At 68.0% G+C, this 16,876-nt stretch carries 15 protein-coding genes and 2 pseudogenes; 9 read left to right on the top strand and 8 right to left on the bottom strand.

Annotation, left to right across the window (positions count from 1 at the left end):
* Positions 1-42: 42 nt before the first annotated feature.
* The 5 genes and pseudogenes from ABE485_RS06520 to ABE485_RS06500 all read right to left on the bottom strand — a co-directional run bounded on the left by ABE485_RS06520 (position 43) and on the right by ABE485_RS06500 (position 6,071).
* A pseudogene (locus ABE485_RS06520) lies at positions 43-884 on the bottom strand (mechanosensitive ion channel family protein).
* A 187-nt stretch (positions 885-1,071) separates the two neighbouring features.
* Positions 1,072-2,181: a DUF1513 domain-containing protein gene (locus ABE485_RS06515; protein ID WP_346514316.1), complete on the bottom strand. Its 1,110-nt coding sequence runs from the start codon at positions 2,179-2,181 to the stop codon at positions 1,072-1,074.
* The gene (locus ABE485_RS06510) at positions 2,171-3,259 is read right to left on the bottom strand and encodes an imelysin family protein (RefSeq protein ID WP_346514314.1); all 1,089 of its coding nucleotides are present in this window, start codon (positions 3,257-3,259) and stop codon (positions 2,171-2,173) included. Before ABE485_RS06510 ends, ABE485_RS06515 begins: the two co-directional genes overlap by 11 nt.
* A complete protein-coding gene (locus ABE485_RS06505; RefSeq protein ID WP_346514312.1) occupies positions 3,259-4,776 on the bottom strand; it encodes a di-heme oxidoredictase family protein in 1,518 nt (505 codons plus the stop codon). Before ABE485_RS06505 ends, ABE485_RS06510 begins: the two co-directional genes overlap by 1 nt.
* The gene (locus ABE485_RS06500) at positions 4,773-6,071 is read right to left on the bottom strand and encodes an imelysin family protein (RefSeq protein ID WP_346514310.1); all 1,299 of its coding nucleotides are present in this window, start codon (positions 6,069-6,071) and stop codon (positions 4,773-4,775) included. The genes ABE485_RS06505 and ABE485_RS06500 overlap by 4 nt, the downstream gene beginning before the upstream one ends.
* A 201-nt stretch (positions 6,072-6,272) precedes the next feature.
* On the opposite strand from ABE485_RS06500, the gene ABE485_RS06495 reads away from it, so the two are divergent.
* From ABE485_RS06495 to ABE485_RS06485, 3 genes and pseudogenes are all read left to right on the top strand, one after another.
* Positions 6,273-7,199: a LysR family transcriptional regulator gene (locus tag ABE485_RS06495; protein ID WP_346514308.1), complete on the top strand. Its 927-nt coding sequence runs from the start codon at positions 6,273-6,275 to the stop codon at positions 7,197-7,199.
* 106 nt (positions 7,200-7,305) lie between these two features.
* A complete protein-coding gene (locus tag ABE485_RS06490) occupies positions 7,306-8,106 on the top strand; it encodes a class II aldolase/adducin family protein (RefSeq protein ID WP_346514307.1) in 801 nt (266 codons plus the stop codon).
* 81 nt (positions 8,107-8,187) lie between these two features.
* Positions 8,188-9,135, top strand: a pseudogene (locus ABE485_RS06485) (Bug family tripartite tricarboxylate transporter substrate binding protein); the annotation flags it as partial.
* A 49-nt stretch (positions 9,136-9,184) separates the two neighbouring features.
* On the opposite strand, the gene ABE485_RS06480 reads toward ABE485_RS06485, so the two are convergent.
* The gene (locus ABE485_RS06480) at positions 9,185-9,853 is read right to left on the bottom strand and encodes a hypothetical protein (RefSeq protein ID WP_346514305.1); all 669 of its coding nucleotides are present in this window, start codon (positions 9,851-9,853) and stop codon (positions 9,185-9,187) included.
* Between the two features lie 126 nt (positions 9,854-9,979).
* Positions 9,980-10,891 carry a LysR family transcriptional regulator gene (locus tag ABE485_RS06475; protein ID WP_346514304.1) on the bottom strand — a complete coding sequence of 304 codons (912 nt, stop codon included), beginning with the start codon at positions 10,889-10,891 and terminating at the stop codon, positions 9,980-9,982.
* Positions 10,892-11,118: 227 nt separating this feature from the next.
* Here ABE485_RS06475 and ABE485_RS06470 point away from each other — a divergent pair, with 227 nt between their 5' ends.
* Genes ABE485_RS06470 through ABE485_RS06445 form a run of 6 tightly spaced genes read left to right on the top strand, consistent with a single transcriptional unit; the run spans position 11,119 to position 16,111 of the window.
* Positions 11,119-12,126: an ABC transporter substrate-binding protein gene (locus tag ABE485_RS06470; RefSeq protein WP_346514303.1), complete on the top strand. Its 1,008-nt coding sequence runs from the start codon at positions 11,119-11,121 to the stop codon at positions 12,124-12,126.
* Between the two features lie 3 nt (positions 12,127-12,129).
* Positions 12,130-12,942, top strand: a complete 813-nt coding sequence (locus ABE485_RS06465) for an ABC transporter permease (protein WP_346514301.1) — start codon at positions 12,130-12,132, stop codon at positions 12,940-12,942.
* Entirely contained in the window at positions 12,943-13,764 is an 822-nt protein-coding gene (locus ABE485_RS06460) for an ABC transporter ATP-binding protein (protein WP_346514300.1), read from the top strand. It begins immediately after the preceding gene.
* 28 nt (positions 13,765-13,792) lie between these two features.
* A complete protein-coding gene (locus tag ABE485_RS06455; RefSeq protein ID WP_008165977.1) occupies positions 13,793-13,975 on the top strand; it encodes a DUF4089 domain-containing protein in 183 nt (60 codons plus the stop codon).
* The gene (locus tag ABE485_RS06450) at positions 13,972-15,360 is read left to right on the top strand and encodes an AtzE family amidohydrolase (RefSeq protein WP_346514299.1); all 1,389 of its coding nucleotides are present in this window, start codon (positions 13,972-13,974) and stop codon (positions 15,358-15,360) included. The genes ABE485_RS06455 and ABE485_RS06450 overlap by 4 nt, the downstream gene beginning before the upstream one ends.
* Positions 15,361-15,403: 43 nt before the next feature.
* A complete protein-coding gene (locus ABE485_RS06445; RefSeq protein WP_346514298.1) occupies positions 15,404-16,111 on the top strand; it encodes a GntR family transcriptional regulator in 708 nt (235 codons plus the stop codon).
* A gap of 30 nt (positions 16,112-16,141) precedes the next feature.
* Here ABE485_RS06445 and ABE485_RS06440 read toward each other — a convergent pair whose 3' ends face one another.
* Positions 16,142-16,684 carry an antibiotic biosynthesis monooxygenase gene (locus ABE485_RS06440; protein ID WP_346514296.1) on the bottom strand — a complete coding sequence of 181 codons (543 nt, stop codon included), beginning with the start codon at positions 16,682-16,684 and terminating at the stop codon, positions 16,142-16,144.
* Positions 16,685-16,876: the final 192 nt, after the last annotated feature.

The raw sequence follows: 16,876 nt of genomic DNA, 5'->3' as shown, positions 1-16,876 counted from the left end.
AAGGGTGCCCACGGGGGCACCCTTTGCTTTGCGGCAACCCGATCAGGTCGCGGCCGCGCCGGTCTTGGGATTCTGGATCTCGCGCAGCGGAATCGGCGGCTGGAAGCCCGCTTCTTCCAGCGAGCTGCGGATCTGCTGGTACAGGCCCCAGCGCAGTTCCCAGTACTTGCCGACTTCGGCCCACACGCGCACGTTCACGGTGACGCCGTTTTCCTTGTAGTCGAACACCTTCACCTGCGGCGCCGGGTCCTTCAGCGCGTCGGGCCGCGCATCCACGATCTGCTGCAGCTTGGCCACCACCGCCTGCAGGTCATCGCCGTAGCGCACCGGCACCGGAATATCCAGGCGGCGGGTTTTGTTGCGGCTGTAGTTGATGATGGTGGCGTTCCACACGGTGCTGTTGGGCAGCGTCAGGTGAATGCCATCGCCCTGGATCAGGCGGGTCAAAAACAGTCCGACCTCTTCGACCGTGCCTTCCGAACCGGAACTCAGCGCGACGTACTCGCCCGCGCGGATGGGACGCAGCATCAGCAGCATGATGCCCGCGGCGATGTTCTGCAGCGTGCCCTGCAAGGCCAGGCCCACCGCCAGGCCGGCGGCGCCGAGCACCGCGATGAGGCTGGCCGTCTGCACCCCGAAACGCGCCAGCACGGCGATCACCGTGAAGATCCGCACCGCCCAGATCACGGTGGTGGAGAACATCGGCACGATGGTGGGGTCGACCTTGGGCGACCGTGTCGCGGGGGGGTGGGCCGCCCCCCGCGGAGGAGCAACGACGACACCCACCAGCCGATGCCAAGGATCAGCAACGCGACGAGCAGATTGATGCCCATATCCATCAGCCTGGGCGCCCAGACATAGAACTCTTTTACGGCCTCATCCATGGAACCTCCTGCGAAAAAAATCGACCGAAGACTGTATCAGAAGCGGCTTGCGCGAAGCGGTGCGCCACGCGGCCGGAATGTCAGGCTTTGTAAGGATCCGGCAGCCGGCACTCGTGCAGCATAGGGCTTGCGCGCCCATCAGGCCAAGGGGAAATCGAACGCGGCAGCCGGGCCGAACGCCCGGCGCTCATGCCGGCACGATGCGGAAGTGGTTGTCCCAGGAGATCTCGCGCGACGGCGGCAGCACCGGCTGTTCGCGGCCTTCGGCATCCCTGCGCAGCATGGCCCCGAGACCGCTGCTTACCAAAAAGCCCTCTTGCGCGGCGGGCGCGACGCCGCAGCCATCGGGCAGCGAAGTGGTGCCCAGGCATTTGCCGCTGGCGGCGTCCCAGTAGATCACCTGCCCGCCCACGGGGCTGGACGTGGCGACGATGGCGCCCGACGCGTCCACTGCCACCGAGCCGACGTAATTGCGCATGTTGCGCAGCGTCTCGGGCGGCCCTTCGAACAATTCCAGCGCGGCGCCGCGCCGGTGCCTGCCCACCAGCGCGGGGCGGTCCGCCGCCGGGCCCATGTACTGGCAGCCGAACCAGACGGCGCCATCGGACGCCAGCGCCAGATGCCGGATCGACAGCCGATGCAGCGCGGGGTCCAGCTCCGCCTTTTCCAGCAGTTGGCCGCTGGCCGCGTCGATGTAGGCCAGCGACGGCCGCATCGTGTCCAGGTTGAGTTCGAGCTTGCCGTAGTCGGGATGGGTCAGGATGCCGCCGTTGGCCACGCACAGCGTCTTGCCGTCGGGCATCAGCACGACCTCGTGCGGGCCGATGCCGCCGCAGTCGAACTCGCCGACGCGCCGGTAGTTTCCGCCGGGCGTTGCGTCATACAGGCCCAGCACGCCGCGTCCCGCCTCGAAGTCGTTTTCGGTGGCGGCCAGCAAACGGCCGCCCTGAACGTAGGCGCCATGGCCGAAGAAATGCCTGTCTTCAGGAAGGGGCAGCGCCACGGGTTCGCCGCCGCGCAGCGAAAACCCCAGCGCGAAGAACCCGGGCTGGCGGCCGAACACCACCGCGCGCTGGCCGGCGGCGTCGATCGCGAAGCTGTGGCCGCGCGCCGGCATGGGAATCGCCAGCCGGTCGCGGCCTGCGCCGTCCACCAGCACGGCTTCGTCGCGCCCGCCGCGCTTGCGCGCGCTCAGGTACAGCAGTTCGTTTTCGGCGGGTGCCGCGGCCAGGGCAGCGCGGGGCGACAGCCCCAGCGCGGCCGCCAGCGACAGGAAGCGGCGCCGGTCAATCGCCATCGAGCGCATTGAAGCCGATGGTGACGCCCAAGGCGGGCGCCAGGTCCTGGTCGACGATGGCCTTGGCGTTCTTGATGGTCAACGACGCCAGCAGCAAGAGACGGCGCCCTTCCTCGCCGGCCAGCGCCTGGTCCAGCGGCGCCGGCACGGCCCGCAGCGTCGTCGCGGCGCTGGACAGTTCGCCGCGCACGGAGGCATCCATCCATTCACCGCCGGCGGGCAGGGAATAGCCGCCCGCCTCATAGAACGCCTTCAGCCCATCCAGATTGGCCGCCAAGAGGCGCGTGGACAGATCGCTGCGCCAGAAGGCCGCGCGCTTGGGCCGCGCGGCCTCGGGCGAATCGCCCAGCACCGGCAGGATCTTCACGTCGCGCGCGAACTGCAGGCCGGTGGACAGGGCCTTCATGGCCTCGGCCGCCACTTCCTGCTGGTCGCGGTACAGGTCATTGCCCGGCTGCGGCTTGGCGAACTGCCTGCCGAATTCGCCCTGGGCGCTCCAGGCCTTGCCCACATCGCGCGAGATCGACGCGACGTTGGCGGACACCGCAAGCGCGTAGCCGCAGGCGTACGCGAACCCGGGCGCCCCGCTCTGCTTGAGCAGGTCCGGCTCGCCGTACAGCACATATTCCAGGGCGGGCAGCCCCTGCACCGCCACGCTGCGGCCGGCCAGGGCGCCGGGCTGCATCAGCGCGTCGTCCTTGGCGGCGATCAGCGCCTGCACCTGCCTGGGCATCACGCCGCGGGTGTCGGGCCAGAACGCCAGGCGTTCGAAGCGGTTGGCCTGCACCAGCGGCCCGAAGCGCAGGATCTCCACGCCGGACCAGGCCTGCGCCAGCGTCGCGAAGGCATCGCCGACGCGCGCCGCGCCCGCGGCATCCGGCTTGGCGCACCAGCCGCCCAGCGCGCCTTCCAGCGCCGCCGCCGCATCCGTCATCTTCGCCACCGCCGGGCGGGCGTAGTCGCGCGCCAGGCGTTCGCCCAGGTCGGCGGGCAGCCCGGCCCGCCCGGCCAGCGGAGCCGCCAGCATCAGCGCCGCGACCACGGCCTGCCTGAATACGTGTTTGACAGGTCGGGCCATCACAGGGACTCCAGGAAGCGGATCAGGTCCGCGCGTTCTTCAGGCGTCATGTCCACGACGCGATCGCGCGCCGGCTTGGCCGCGCCGCCGTGCCACAGCACGGCTTCCAGCAGCGTGCGGGCGCGCCCGTCGTGCAGCCAGGTCGCGTTGGGGTTCACGGTCTTGGTCAGGCCGATGCCCCACAGCGGCGGCGTACGCCATTCGCGGCCGTTGGCCAGTCCGTCGGACACGCCATCGGCCAGGTCGTCGCCCATGTCGTGCACCAGCATGTCGGTGTAGGGCCAGATGAGCTGGAAGCGGTGCTCCGGCTGTTTGGCATTGCGGCTCGTCACGTACTTGGGCACGTGGCAGGCCACGCAATTGGCCTCGTAGAACAGCTTCTTGCCGGCCAGCACGCGCGCGTCGTCCGCGTCGCGCCGCGCGGGCACGGCCAGGTTGGTTGAATAGATGGTGACGAAGTCCATCAGCTTGGCCGGCACTTCCTCCGGACCGAAGCGCGGCTGCGCGCCGTGCGGCATGTCCAGGCACTGCGCCTGCTTGGGTGTGCACTCGCCGGAATGCCTGGGGAACATGGGCGTGGACAGCCCCATGTCGTTGGAAAACGCCGCGGCGCTCTGCTGTTCGACCGTGGGCTGCCCCGCCTTCAGGTTGAAGCGGCCCAGCACGCGCGCGCCCGTGCGCGCATCGGTGACCCAGTTGGCCTTGCCCACGATGCCGTCGCGCTTGTCCGCGCCCACGTTGGCCAGGATGTCGGCCTCGTGGATGGATTCCAGCAGCCCCAGTCCGATCATGGGCGGCGCCAGCCGCGGCGAGATCTGCGTGTCCGCGCGCATGGGTCCGTAGCCCAGGTCCTCGATGCGGTAGGTGGGCTTCATCAGCGTCGCGGTCTCGCCGCCGCGCAGGGCTACCGGCACCGGTTCGTATTCGATCTCCATGCGCCCTTCGACGGGCATGCCGGCCACCGCGAAGTTCTGCAACTGCACGCCATACACGGGTTCGGGCAGCGCGGCGATCTCCCCGGCGGCGAGCCTGGGATGGCCCCGGTCCGCGCCTTCCGGCACGGCCAGGCGCAGCAGCAGCGCCACGGCGTCCGTGCGCTCCAGCGGATCGAAGCCGGGCACCGTGCCGCGTCCGTCCTTGGTGTGACAGGCCTGACAGGAACGCGCATTGAACAGCGGCCCCAGGCCGTCGGACGCCTGCGTCGACGAAGGCGCCGACACCCAGTCCTTGCGGAACAGGCCGTTGCCGACCTGGAATTCCTGGCGCCCTTCGAAGCTCATGTTGGCCGACGGCTGCGAAAAGATGTCGGCGTTGAGGAGCTTGTTGGTGGTGGCGGCCCCGGCCTGCATGGGCTCAAAGGTTTCCACCTTGGAGAAATCCCGCGTCGGGGCCGTGATGGCGGTGACGCGCTGCTGATCTTCGGGCGTAAGATCGTCACGCCCGCCAGGAGCGGCGGGCGCTGCGGCGGCGCCGGCGTGGGCCGACGCCGCCAGTACGGCGGCTAATACGAGTTTCACTTGAATACGGCGTCGGGTTTATCCAGGCTGTCGGAACCTTCGATGGCGACCTTGCCAAGTTCCAGCAGCGCAATCACACGCTCCAGGCTGCGGGTCTGGGCAACCAGGCTGTCGATGGCCGCCTGCACCACGGCGTTGCCTTCCTTGTTGCCGTCCGCAATCATCTGGTCGTAGGTTTCGACCGTCTCGGCGCGCGTCTTCATGGCCTGCATGGCGGCGACCGTGGCGTCCAGCTTGGCGCGCACTTCGGCGTCCAGCTTCGCGTCCTTGGCCTTGACCAGTTCGGACAGGCTTGCGCCCGAAACCGTCTTGCCGTCGATGCGGGTGTACGAGCCCAGGTACACGTTGCGGATGCCGATCTGGTCGTAATAGTGCGAGTTGTGCGTGTTGTCCGAGAAGCAGTCGTGCTCTTCCTCGGGATCGTGCAGCATCAGGCCGAGCTTCATGCGTTCGCCCGCCAGTTCACCGTACGACAGGCTGCCCAGCCCGGTCAGCATGGCGATCAGGCCCGCCTTGGGGTCTTCCTCGACCGCCTTGCGCGCGGCGCCGTCCTTCTTCCAGTTGCCCACCATTTCTTCCAGATCAGTTACCAGCAAATCGGTCACGGCCTTCAGGAACTCGATGCGGCGCTCGCAGTGGCCCCCGGTGCACTGCTTCGGATCGAAGTCGGTGTGCGGACGATTGCCCGAGTGCCGTTCCTGCGGCGTGCCCTTGCGGTCCGCCGGCGCGGCGCCCGTGCCGTTCAGGTCCTGGCCCCACAGCAGGAATTCGATCGCGTGGTAGCCCGTGGCGACGTTGGCTTCATTGCCGTCGGCCTCGTGCAGCACTTCGGACAGCAGTTCCGGCGTGATCTTGGTGACGTCGACTGTCTTGCCGCCCACCGAAATCTTGGAATTGGCGATGACGTTGACGGCGTAGTAGGCGTTCTCGTCGTTCTCGGTGCCGTAGGACGCGTCGACATAGTCGATCAGGCCCTCGTCCAGCGGCCACGCGTTCACGCGGCCTTCCCAGTCGTCGACGATGGGATTGCCGAAGCGGTAGGCCTCGGTCTGCTGATAGGGCACGCGCGCCACGATCCACGCTTCGCGCGCGGCCTTCAGCGTTTCCGCGCTGGGCTTGGCGACCAGGGCGTTGATGGCTTCGCGCAGCTTCTTGGCGGCCGCCAGCGAATCCTCGTAGCCTGCCAGCGCCAGGTCGGAATAGGTGGCGACCACGGCCTTGGGCTCCGCCGCGGCATGCGCCGTTCCGCCGAATACCGCGGCGGCCAGCACCGCACCCAATAGCAACTTGCGCATCGTCTTTCTCCCGTAAATCGGACGGCCCCGCCCCCGCGGCGGACCGTTCCGGCTTGAAATTTTGTGGATGCGAGTGTAAACAATTTTCGTTTGATATTCAGGCGGAATTCAGATAGCTGACATTTTTTTGAACGAAAAAGTGTGCCGCCGCCCGCATAATTCAGCCATCCTTCCCCCTTTTCCACCGCCTCTCCCGCCCTCATGGAACTGCGCCAACTCCGCTACTTTGTCCGCGTCGCCGAACTGGGCAGCATCGGCCGCGCCGCGCGCGACCTGGGGGTGGTGGCCTCGGCCCTCAGCCAGCAAATCAGCCGCCTGGAAAGCGAACTGGCGACCCGGCTGCTTACGCGCAGCCCCACCGGCGTGGCGCTGACGCCGGCGGGCACGGCCTTCCTGCGCCAGGCCCAGCTGACCCTGCGCCACGCCGAGCACGCGGTGGCGGCCGCGCGCGAGGCGCGCCTGGCCGGCACGGTGAGCATCGGCTTTGCACCCACTACGGCGTCGCTGCTGGCGCGCCCGTTCTATGCCGCCATGACCGAACGCTACCCCAACGTGCGCCTGCATCTGGTCGAAGGCCTGTCCGGCAACCTGGGCGAACTGCTCAATGCCCGGCGCCTGGACCTGGCCGTACTGTTCCAGAACGACAGCGCGCAGGGCCGCAGCGTGGTCCCCGTGCTGGACGAAAAGCTGTTCCTGCTGGCGCCGCGCGGCATGCTCGCGCTGCCCGACGGCGAGCCTGCCCGCATGGAATTGCTGGCCGGGTTGCCGCTTGCCGTCACCAGCAAGGCGCACGGCCTGCGCGCCTGGGTGGAGGCGGCCTTCGAGCGCGCCGGCATCGAACCCTGGATCGGCGTCGAGGTCGACGGCCTGACGACGCTGATGGACCTGGTGCAGGCTCATCCCATCGCCACGATCCAGCCGGGCGCCGCCGTGGCGCGCGTCGAGTCCGGCGTGCTGAACATGCACCCCATCGACGATCCCTTCCTGTTCCGCCGCAACCACATCTATTGCATCAGCGACGACGAACTGTCGCCGGCCGCCCTGGCCGCGCGGGTGGTGCTGCTGGACGCGATGCGCGCGCTCGTTCGCCACGGCGGCTGGCCGGGCGCAACCCTTCTGGATTCGTGATGCCCCCATGCGCCCGACATGCCTAGTCGGGCGCTTTATCTGCAGATAAATTGATCTGCATCAAGCCATTGCATTGTGCAGTGGCAAATGACCATCACGAATTCCGATGACAACTCCTACCCCACGCCCGGGGCATCTGGGCATTTCCTCCATGCGGCCGCATTGCTCGGACGCGGAATGGCAGGCCCGCGTCGACCTGGCCGCCTGTTATCGGCTGGTCGAGCTCTACGGCATGGCCGACATGATGGCCAACCACATCTCCGCGCGCGTGCCCGGCGAAGACAACGCCTTCCTCATCAACCCCTACGGGATGATGTACGAGGAGATCACCGCCTCCAGCCTGATCAAGGTCGACGTGGACGGCACCATCCTGTCCAAGCCCGATTTCGGCGACCTGGACTACGGCATCAACAAGGCCGGCTACGTGATCCACAGCGCCGTGCATGCCCACCGGCACGAGGTCGATTGCGTCATCCACACGCACAGCTGGGCATCGATGGCCGTGTCGTCCCTGGAATGCGGCCTGCTGCCGCTGACGCAGACGGCGATGCGCTTCCTGAAGATCGGCTACCACGACTACCAGGGGGTGGTCCTGGGCACGGACGAACAGGCCTCGCTGCTGGAAGACCTGGGCCAGGGCGAAGCGCTGATCCTGCGCAACCATGGCGCGCTGACCGTGGGCCGCACCGTGGGCGAGGCCTTCAACTGGATGCACCGGCTGGAACTGGCCTGCCGTTCGCAGTTGGCCGCCATGGCGACGGGCGCTCCGCTGCAGGCCGTGTCCCGGCCCGTGCTGGAAGCCACCTGGAACAACTACCAACCCGGAACGCGCCGGCCCTACGGCGTCATGGAGTGGCCCGCCCTGCTGCGCAAGCTGGACCGGCTGGACCCCGGCTACCGCGACTGATCCACCCGCTTTACCTGGCGCCGGCCGGCGTGGCGGCACGGCGCCATCAATCACACGACAACGACCACGCGAGGAGACATCATGAATACTGCCCAAGCCCTGGCCGCTTGCGCGGCGCTGGCGGGCGCCTGTATGGCCCCGCACGCCCGCGCCGCGGACTATCCGGACCGGCCCGTCAAGGTCATCGTGGCCTTCTCGCCCGGCGGCACCACCGACACGCTCACCCGCAGCGTCACCAACACGCTGACGCAGAAGCTGGGACAGCCCTTCGTCGTCGAGAACAAGCCCGGCGCGGGCGGCAACATCGGCACCGAATACGTGGTGCGCGCCGCGCCCGACGGCCACACGCTCATCGTCAATTCCGTCGGCCCCATCGCCGTCAATCCCTCGCTGAATAAGCTGCCCTACGACCCGCTGACCGACCTGGTGCCGATGGTGCAGATCGCCACCGTGCCCAACGTCCTGGTGGTGCCGCCGTCCTCGCCCGCCAAGGACATCCAGGGCTTCCTGAAGTACGTGAAGACCGCGCGCCAGCTGAACTACAGTTCCACGGGCGTGGGCACGTCTTCCCACCTGTCCAGCTACATGCTGATGGACGAGCTGAAGGTGAACGCCACGCACATCCCGTACAAGGGCGCCGACGCCGTCAACGACCTGCTGGCCGGGCGCATCGACTTCATGTTCGCGACCATCCCGTCGGTCATCGGGCATATCCGGTCCGGCAAGCTGCGGGCGCTGGCCGTCAGCACGGCGCAGCGTTCCGCCACCCTGCCCGAGCTGCCCACCATCGCCGAATCCGGCTATCCCGGTTTCGACGCCGGGTCCTGGTTCGGCTTCTTCGGCCCCAAGGGCACGCCGCAACAGGTCGTGGACATCGTCAACCGCGAAGTCAACGCCACGCTGCCCGCGCTGAACGAACAGATGCTGCGCGAAGGCGCCGAGCCCGTCGGCGGCACGCCCGCGCAATTCGCCTCGTTCATCAAGGGCGAGCATGACAAATGGGCCGTGCTGGTATGTATGATCCCCCCGCCGCCCCATTGTGGCGCCCAGCCGCCCGGCGCCCGTGGCGCCGGCGCGGCTAGCGCAGGTCCGAAGCGTTCAGCTTCCAGCTCAGCTCGAACCGCCAGGCCGCGGACGGGTCGGCGTCGAACGCCGCGGCGGCGCCTGCCCGCAGCGCCAGCGCGGCGGCCGGCGTGCTGGCCTCGACGACGAACATCGGAGCCAGCTCCCTGCCTGCCGTGGCCTCTCGCGGCAGCGGCGTGCTGAGCGCCGCGTCGGGAACCAGCAGATAAGACTGGACGAAACCGTCCGCAGCGGAAAGCTCGGCCCCCGCGTTGCGCGCCCGCGCCAGCGGCGCGCCGGCGCAGCCCACCGGCAGGGGCAGCACCACCAGCTGGCTGCCGCTTCCGAAGCCGGTCACGGCTTCCACCGCGCACACGCGGCGCATCGGATCGCGCATGCGCCCCAGGTTGGCCACCGACCAGGACGTCTGCCGCTCGAACGCGGCGCGATAGGCGGCCGTGGTGAACGCATCGAGCGACTGCGTGCGGTACAGGCCCAGGTACTTGCGGCCGCCATCGCGCGACAGGTAGCGCGCGCCCGACAGGAAGCCGGGGATGCGCACGCGCTCCTCGACATGTTCACGGTCGTACCAGCGGTTGAAATCGGCCTCGTCGGCGGCGTCCACGTCAGTCGCGACGAACAGCAGCCCATGGGGCGCAAGCGGAGATTCGGTGTGCAGGCTCATCAGCGCAAGAAAGGCTTTGAATGTCGGAAGGCCATATCTTCAGCCAGCGGGCAGCCGGGGACAAACAAGTAATTCTTCGGCGCAGCAACAGAATTACTGAAAGCCGCCCCAGGGATAACACCCTTGCTAATGCGCCGACCCGGTCCGGGGCGCCACGACGGATGCCGTGAACTGATCCGAGGCGCGGCTCGCCAGTTCGGCGACCAGCCGGATGGCGTCCGACCCGCCGCTCTCCAGGTAGCTGACCACCAGCAACTGCGGCGGCACGGGCATGTCGGTCTGGATCACCTGCAGCTCGCCGCGCGCGACATATTCGTAGATGGGAGGCAGCGGCACCAGCGCGCGCCCGAACCCGCTGCGCACCAGCCGGGCCAGCGCCGAGATCGAACTGACGAAATGCACCTTGCCTTGCGGCATGCCGACTTCGCGGTACAGGGCCTTGAGCGCTTCGTGCGGTTGCGATCCGGGGCTCATCGTCAGCACCGGCTCGCTCAGCAGCTGGTGCGCCGTCAGCGTTTCCTCGCCGCCCGCCGGTCCCACCCAGCCCATTTCCATGGGCAGGCAGGCCATGCTGATGATCCCGGTGTCGTTCAGCAGGTCGGTCTGCAGGGCAATGTCCAGCGTGCCTTCGCGCAATCCGCGGTGCAAGGCCCGCGTGGTTTCGGACGTGAGCTGCACCTCGATGCCCGGGTACGTGGAGCGCAGGTTCGTCAGGAAGCCGATCAGCCAGGTGTGCACCACGGTTTCGATGGCGCCGATGCGCACCAGCCCGGACACCTCGTCGCCCCGCTTGCCCAGCGACAGGATCTGCTGGCGGATTTCCAGCAGCCGTTCGCCGTAGTCCAGCAGGCGCGTGCCGACCGCGGTGAGCTTCAGTTCCTTGGCGTCGCGTTCGAACAGGCGGGCGCCGATGTCCTCTTCGAGCGACGCGATGCGGTTGGCCACGGCCGCCTGCGTGATGTGCAGGCGATCGCTGGCCGCCCGGAAACTGCCCAGGCGGGCGGACCACAGGAATGCTTCGACAAAGCGCGTGTTCATTGGCCAGATGCTACCGCCAACCCGCCCGGCGCGGCATTCCCGGGCTGCGTCCCCTTATGTGGTGCGCCATGCACCAATTTAGTTCATCGCCGGCACCAGGCTGAAGCTCTGCGAGCTGGCCCCGCAGGGAAACCCTTGCCGCGCGAAAGCTGGCACGGGTCTTGCTTGATGACTGGTATGCAAGCTTGTCTACAAGCGCCCCACTTCCCGCAGACCAGGAGCCTCTCATGATCAACCGCAATGCGCCCTATGCCTTCAACGCCACCCGCCGCCGGCTGATCCAGGGAGCCGCCATGGGCGCCGCGACGCTGGCCGCGCCGGCGCTGGTGCGCGCGCAGTCGGGTCCGGTCATCCGCATCGGCTTCTGGCCCGTCGCGGCCGGCCTGCCGTTCTACGCCGCGATCGAAAAGGGCTATTTCAAGGAAGCCGGCTTGAACGTCGAACCGCTGAAGTTCGCCGGCGCCCAGCAGGTCATGGAAGCCATGCTGGCCGGGCGCGCCGACGGCAGCGCCAACGGCACGGGCTCGGCCAACCTGGCCATCGGCGAAATCGCCTCGCCCGGCCTGTTCAAGATTTTTGCGTCCAACCCCAGCAACGCCAAGAACGTGCTGGACGAGTTCATCGTCGCGAAAGACAGTCCCATCAAATCCATAGCAGACCTCAAGGGGAAAAAGGTCGGATCTGGACCCGGCATCCAGAATTCCACGCTGGCCAAAGCAGTACTGGAGCGCGCCGGCGCAACCGGGGCAACCGTGGTCGAGTTGGCGATCAGCCAGCACGTCGCCGCGGTTGCCGCCGGCCAGTTGGATGCCTGCTACACGCTGGAGCCCACGGGCACGGTGGGCCGCCTGAATGGCACGACCCGCGTCCTGGAAACCGGCGTGATCGCCAAGTACGTCCTGGGCGATCCCATGGCGCCGTGGTTCGGCGGATCGGCCTCGCTGACCACCGCCTTCCTGAAAAAGCATCCCGAGGAAAGCAAGAAATTCATCGCGGCCTACGCGCGCGGCATCGAACTGATCCGCACCAAGCCCGAAGAGGCGCGCCCCTTCATGAAGGGCTACACCGCCATCGAAGGGCCGATGACCAACGAAGTGCCGCTGGCCGCCTACACGCTGCACAACGAGTTCACGCCCAGCGACGTCCAGTACTTCCAGAAGTTCTTCGACCTCTTCACCGATAAGGGCATCTTCGCGCAGAAGGTCGATGTGTCGACCATGCTTTACAAGGGCTGAGCCATGTCCGCGACCACCGCAACCGGCGCCGCGCCCGCCACCGCTTCCAAGCCGCCGCGCAAGTTCGACGCCTCGCGCCTGCTGCCCCTGATCGGGCCGCTGGCCCTGTTCGTGGTGTGGGACCTTGTGGTGCGCCTGAACCTGGTCAGCCCCGTGCTGCTGCCCACGCCCAGCGCCACCATCGTGGCGCTGGTCAAGGGCATGGCGGGCGGGCCGCTGCTGGGCGACTTCCTGTCCTCGCTGAACCGCACGCTGCAGGCCTTCCTGATCGCGGGCGTGATCGGCGTCCCGCTGGGCGTGCTGCTGGGCAGCAACGAAAAGGCCTACCGCAGCGTGGAATTCCTGGTGGACTTCTTCCGGTCCACGCCGTCGTCCGCGCTGATCCCGCTGTTCCTGATGATCTTCGGCGTCACCGACATGAACAAGATCGCCATCGCGGCCTTCGCGGCGGTGCTGGTGATCCTGTTCAACAGCGCCTATGGGGTGATCAACGCGCGCAAGCAGCGCGTGATGGCGGCGCGCGTCATGGGCGCCTCGCGCTGGCAGATCTTCAAGGACGTGCTGATCTGGGAAAGCATGCAGCCCACCTTCGTCGGCCTGCGCAGCGGCGTGTCGATGGCGCTGGTCATCGTGATCGTCGCCGAGATGTTCATCGGCTCGGACAGCGGCCTGGGTAATCGCATCATCAATGCGCAGCAGGTGCTGAACGTGCGCGAGATGTACGCGTCCATCCTGGCTGCCGGCGCGCTCGGCTACGTGCTGAACATACTTTTTCTCGTGCTGGAAAAGCGCGTGGTCCACTGGAGCGGCCGATAAATGTCCACCGTCATCAATCCCGTCATCGCACCCGGCCCGGCCGCCGCCCCCTTCCAGCCCGGCCCGCTGGGCACGCACATCACGATCCGCGGCCTGACCAAGTACTTCGCCGGCTGGCCGCTGTACGAAGACTTCAACCTCGACATTCCCAAAGGCAAGATCGTCTCGGTCTTCGGGCCCAACGGCTGCGGCAAGTCGACGCTGATCAACATGATCGCGGGCCTGATCCCCATCGATTCCGGCGAAATCCTCTTCGACGGCAAGTCGCTGGCCCAGACCAAGATCGGCTACGTGTTCCAGAACTACCGTGAAGCCATGTTTCCGTGGCTGCGCACCATCGACAACATCGCTTATCCGCTGCGCCTGGAAGGCCGCAGCAAGGCCGAGGTCGACGCGCGCGTCCAAGAGCTGGTCGCCTCCTTCGACGTCAAGTTCGATCTCAACCGCTACCCCTACGAGCTGTCCGGCGGGCAGCAGCAGACGGCGTCCATCATGCGCGCGCTGGCGCCGGGACCCGAGGTGCTGTTTCTGGACGAGCCGTTTTCCGCGCTGGACTTCGAGATGACGCTGTTCATCCGCGAAAAGCTGCAGGAAGTGTTCATGCAGACCGGCACCACCATGCTGCTGGTGTCGCATGACCTGGAAGAGGCCGTGTACCTGGCCGACCAGGTGCTGCTGCTGACCAAGCGCCCCACCCGCGTCGCGGAGATCCTCGACTACGGCGACGCGCGTCCCCGCACGGTCGAGACGCTGTCCGAACCCAGCTTCATCCAGATGAAGAAACTGAGCCTGGAGATCTTCCAGCGCGAAGTGCGCAAGTAACCCATCGCTTTCACCGGGAGAATCCGCCATGACCCAGGAAACCATCGATCAATACGTGCGCAGCGCGCTGGCGCTGTCGGGGTATGCCCTGCGCGAGTCCACCACGGAGCAGGTGGTGCAGCAGTTCTCCCGCATCCATGACATCGCGGCGGGCTTCGCGGACGAGCCGCTGCCTGTTGAACTGGAATCCGCTTCGGTGTTCCGTCCGTGAGCGGCCCCGCCCACGACATCGCCCGCCAGGTCCGCAGCGGCGAACGCAGCGCCGCCGCGGTGCTGGACGCCACGCTGGCCCGCATGCGCGAGCGCGATCCCCGCTACAACTGCTTTACCGCCATCACGGAAAGCCGGGCCCGGCAGGAGGCCGCCGCCATCGACGCGCGGCGCGCCCGCGGCGAAACGCTGCCGCCCCTGGCTGGCGTGCCCTACGCCGTGAAGAACCTGTTCGACATCGCCGACGAGGTCACGCTGGCGGGAGGCCGGGTCAACGCCTCCAACCCGCCCGCGCGGCGCGATTCCGTGCTGGTCGAGCGCATGCGCGACGCCGGCGCGGTGCTGGTCGGCGCGCTGAACATGGACGAGCACGCCTACGGCTTCACCACCGAAAACACGCACTACGGCGCCTGCCGCAATCCGCACGACACGACCCGCATCGCGGGCGGCTCCTCGGGCGGCAGCGCCGCCGCCGTCGCCGGCGGGCTGGTGCCGCTGACGCTGGGATCGGACACCAACGGATCGATCCGCGTGCCCGCCTCGCTGTGCGGCGTGTTCGGCCTGAAGCCCACCTTCGGCCGCCTGCCGCGCACGGGGTCGTTCCCCTTTGTCGGCAGCCTGGACCACCTGGGGCCCTTCGCGGCCAGCGCCGCCGACCTGGCCGCCGCCTACGACGCACTGCAAGGCCCCGATGCCGCCGATGTCGCCTGCGCGCAGCGCGAGGCGGCGCCCACGCTGCCCGTATTGGCCGAAGGCGCGGGCAATCTGCGCATCGCGGTGCTGGGCGGCTACTTCTCGGAATGGGCCAGTCCCCAGGCGCGCCGCGCCGTGCAGATCGCCGCGCGCGCCCTGAACGCCACCGCCGTCGCCGAACTGCCGGGCGCCGCCCAGGCGCGCGCGGCGGCCTTCATCATCACCGCGGCCGAAGGCGGCGCGTTGCATCGGCGCCGGCTCGTCACGCACTACGACTACTACGAGCCGCATTCGCGCGACCGCCTGGTGGCCGGCAGCCTGGTGCCCGCCGCGTGGGTGCAGCAGGCGCAGCGCATCCGCCATCGCGCCTACCTCGAGGCGCTGGCCCTGTTCAAGCAGTACGACGTGCTGATCGCCCCCGCCACGCCCGTTTCCGCCACCCCGATCGGCGCCGACTGGCTGACGCTGGCCGGCAAGGAACTGCCGGCGCGCGCCAGCATGGGCCTGCTGACCCAGCCGATCTCGGCCATCGGGCTGCCTGTCGTCACGGCGCCCACCTGGCCCGAACTGGAACCCGACGGCCATCTCCCGCTGGGCGTGCAGCTGATCGGTGCGCCGTGGCGCGAAGCCGACTGCCTGCGCGTCGCGCATGCGCTGGAGCTGGCCGGCGCCGCGCGATCACGACCGCTCTGAACCGCACCGCATCTTCCGCTTCGCAACGTCAAAAGGTCTCGCCATGGAATCCGCTTTCGCCGCCATCGACATGCCGCGCACGCTGGCCGACACCGCGTACAGCTCGCTCAAGCGCGACATCCTGGACTTCCGGCTGGCGCCGGGCGACCGCTTCACCGAGACTGAAATCGCCGAGCGCCTGCAGGTCAGCCGCACGCCCGTGCGCGAGGCCTTGTTCCGCCTGGAACGCGAAGGCTATCTGGAAGTGCGGCAACGCAATGGCTGGCTGGTCAGGCCGCTGGACTTCAACACGCTGGACCACTTCTATGAATTGCGCAGCGTGCTGGAGGCCGCGGCGGTGCACGCGCTGTGCGCCCCCGGACAGAGCCCCGACCCGATGCGCGCGCTGCGTCCGCTGGCGGACATCTGGCTGGTGGATCCCGGCGAGCGCTCCACCGATTGCGAATGGTTGGCCGACCTGGACGAGCGCTTTCACATCGAACTGGTGGCGGCCGCGGGCAATCCCGAAATCGCGCGCGTGCATCGCGCGGCCACGGAGCGGATCCGTATCGTGCGCCGCCTCGATTTCACGCAGCCGGACCGCATCGGCAGCACCTACGACGAACACGGCGCCATCCTGTCCGCCATCCTTGCGCGCGACGGCGCTGGCGCGGCCCGGCTGCTGCAGGCCCATATCCAGGACAGCCAGGACGCCGTGCGCAAGATCACGCTGCACCGGCTGTATTCCACGCGCCGGGCCAAGGCCGCCTGAAAGCCGCGGCGCGCTGGTTGCGGCGGCGCTTCAGCCCGCCCGCAACCAGCGGTGCAGCACGCGTGTGATGACCGGTATGCAGACAAACACCATGATGGGCGTCAGGATCACGCTGGTGATCAGCACGCGCCAGAAGACCGGCAGGATGCTCAGGTGCTCGCTGACCAGGATCGAAAACACCAGCAGCACCGGAAAGTAGGCCAGCCAGATGCTGACGGCCTGCTTCCAGCGCGGCGGGGCGCTGGCCTTGGGCGTGGCGAACCACGCCTGCGTGCCGCTCACGCGGTGCTCGCGGCTGGCGCGCACCAGGCTTGCTCCGCGTTCCAGCCACATGCGGCGCGGCAGGGATTTTTCCCAGCGGTTGAGGCTGGCCTCGTCGGTGAAGCGCAGCACGATCTGGTATTCGTCGCCGCCCTCGGGCGGCTGCAACACGCCCGACCCGAGAAACCCGGGGAAGCCCGCCGCCAGGATTTCGCCCTGGCGCATCCAGGACAGGAAATCGCTATAGCGCTCGGGCGCGATGTGCCGCGTCACCAGCATGGTGACCGGGGCGGAAACAGCGGAACTGGACATGGCGGAACTCCTGGGGCAGCGTGCAGCTTGTTATGCAGTGTTTACCCTAGCAAGGCGCGTGCCAGCCTTGCAGCGCAGCATTCGCCCCGTGCGACCGGGACGCGTGCCGATCGGTACGTGTTTTCTCGCACCGCAACACACACCATATTGGTGATTACCCCTATCTAACGCACCGCATTGGTGCATGCTGGA

Origin of the sequence: Achromobacter spanius (assembly GCF_039673305.1) — a bacterium.
Classification (GTDB): Bacteria; Pseudomonadota; Gammaproteobacteria; order Burkholderiales; family Burkholderiaceae_B; genus Achromobacter; species Achromobacter spanius_F.
This window is presented reverse-complemented; position numbering and strand designations above follow the sequence as displayed.

Bases quoted from the DNA above. Each gene is read 5' to 3' on its own strand.
- ABE485_RS06440 (WP_346514296.1), bottom strand. From the start codon at position 16,684: ATGTCCAGTTCCGCTGTTTCCGCCCCGGTCACCATGCTGGTGACGCGG.
- ABE485_RS06495 (WP_346514308.1), top strand. From the start codon at position 6,273: ATGGAACTGCGCCAACTCCGCTACTTTGTCCGCGTCGCCGAACTGGGC.
- ABE485_RS06455 (WP_008165977.1), top strand. From the start codon at position 13,793: ATGACCCAGGAAACCATCGATCAATACGTGCGCAGCGCGCTGGCGCTG.
- ABE485_RS06475 (WP_346514304.1), bottom strand. From the start codon at position 10,891: ATGAACACGCGCTTTGTCGAAGCATTCCTGTGGTCCGCCCGCCTGGGC.
- ABE485_RS06510 (WP_346514314.1), bottom strand. From the start codon at position 3,259: ATGGCCCGACCTGTCAAACACGTATTCAGGCAGGCCGTGGTCGCGGCG.
- ABE485_RS06465 (WP_346514301.1), top strand. From the start codon at position 12,130: ATGTCCGCGACCACCGCAACCGGCGCCGCGCCCGCCACCGCTTCCAAG.
- ABE485_RS06480 (WP_346514305.1), bottom strand. From the start codon at position 9,853: ATGAGCCTGCACACCGAATCTCCGCTTGCGCCCCATGGGCTGCTGTTC.
- ABE485_RS06470 (WP_346514303.1), top strand. From the start codon at position 11,119: ATGATCAACCGCAATGCGCCCTATGCCTTCAACGCCACCCGCCGCCGG.
- ABE485_RS06460 (WP_346514300.1), top strand. From the start codon at position 12,943: ATGTCCACCGTCATCAATCCCGTCATCGCACCCGGCCCGGCCGCCGCC.
- ABE485_RS06515 (WP_346514316.1), bottom strand. From the start codon at position 2,181: ATGGCGATTGACCGGCGCCGCTTCCTGTCGCTGGCGGCCGCGCTGGGG.
- ABE485_RS06490 (WP_346514307.1), top strand. From the start codon at position 7,306: ATGACAACTCCTACCCCACGCCCGGGGCATCTGGGCATTTCCTCCATG.
- ABE485_RS06500 (WP_346514310.1), bottom strand. From the start codon at position 6,071: ATGCGCAAGTTGCTATTGGGTGCGGTGCTGGCCGCCGCGGTATTCGGC.
- ABE485_RS06445 (WP_346514298.1), top strand. From the start codon at position 15,404: ATGGAATCCGCTTTCGCCGCCATCGACATGCCGCGCACGCTGGCCGAC.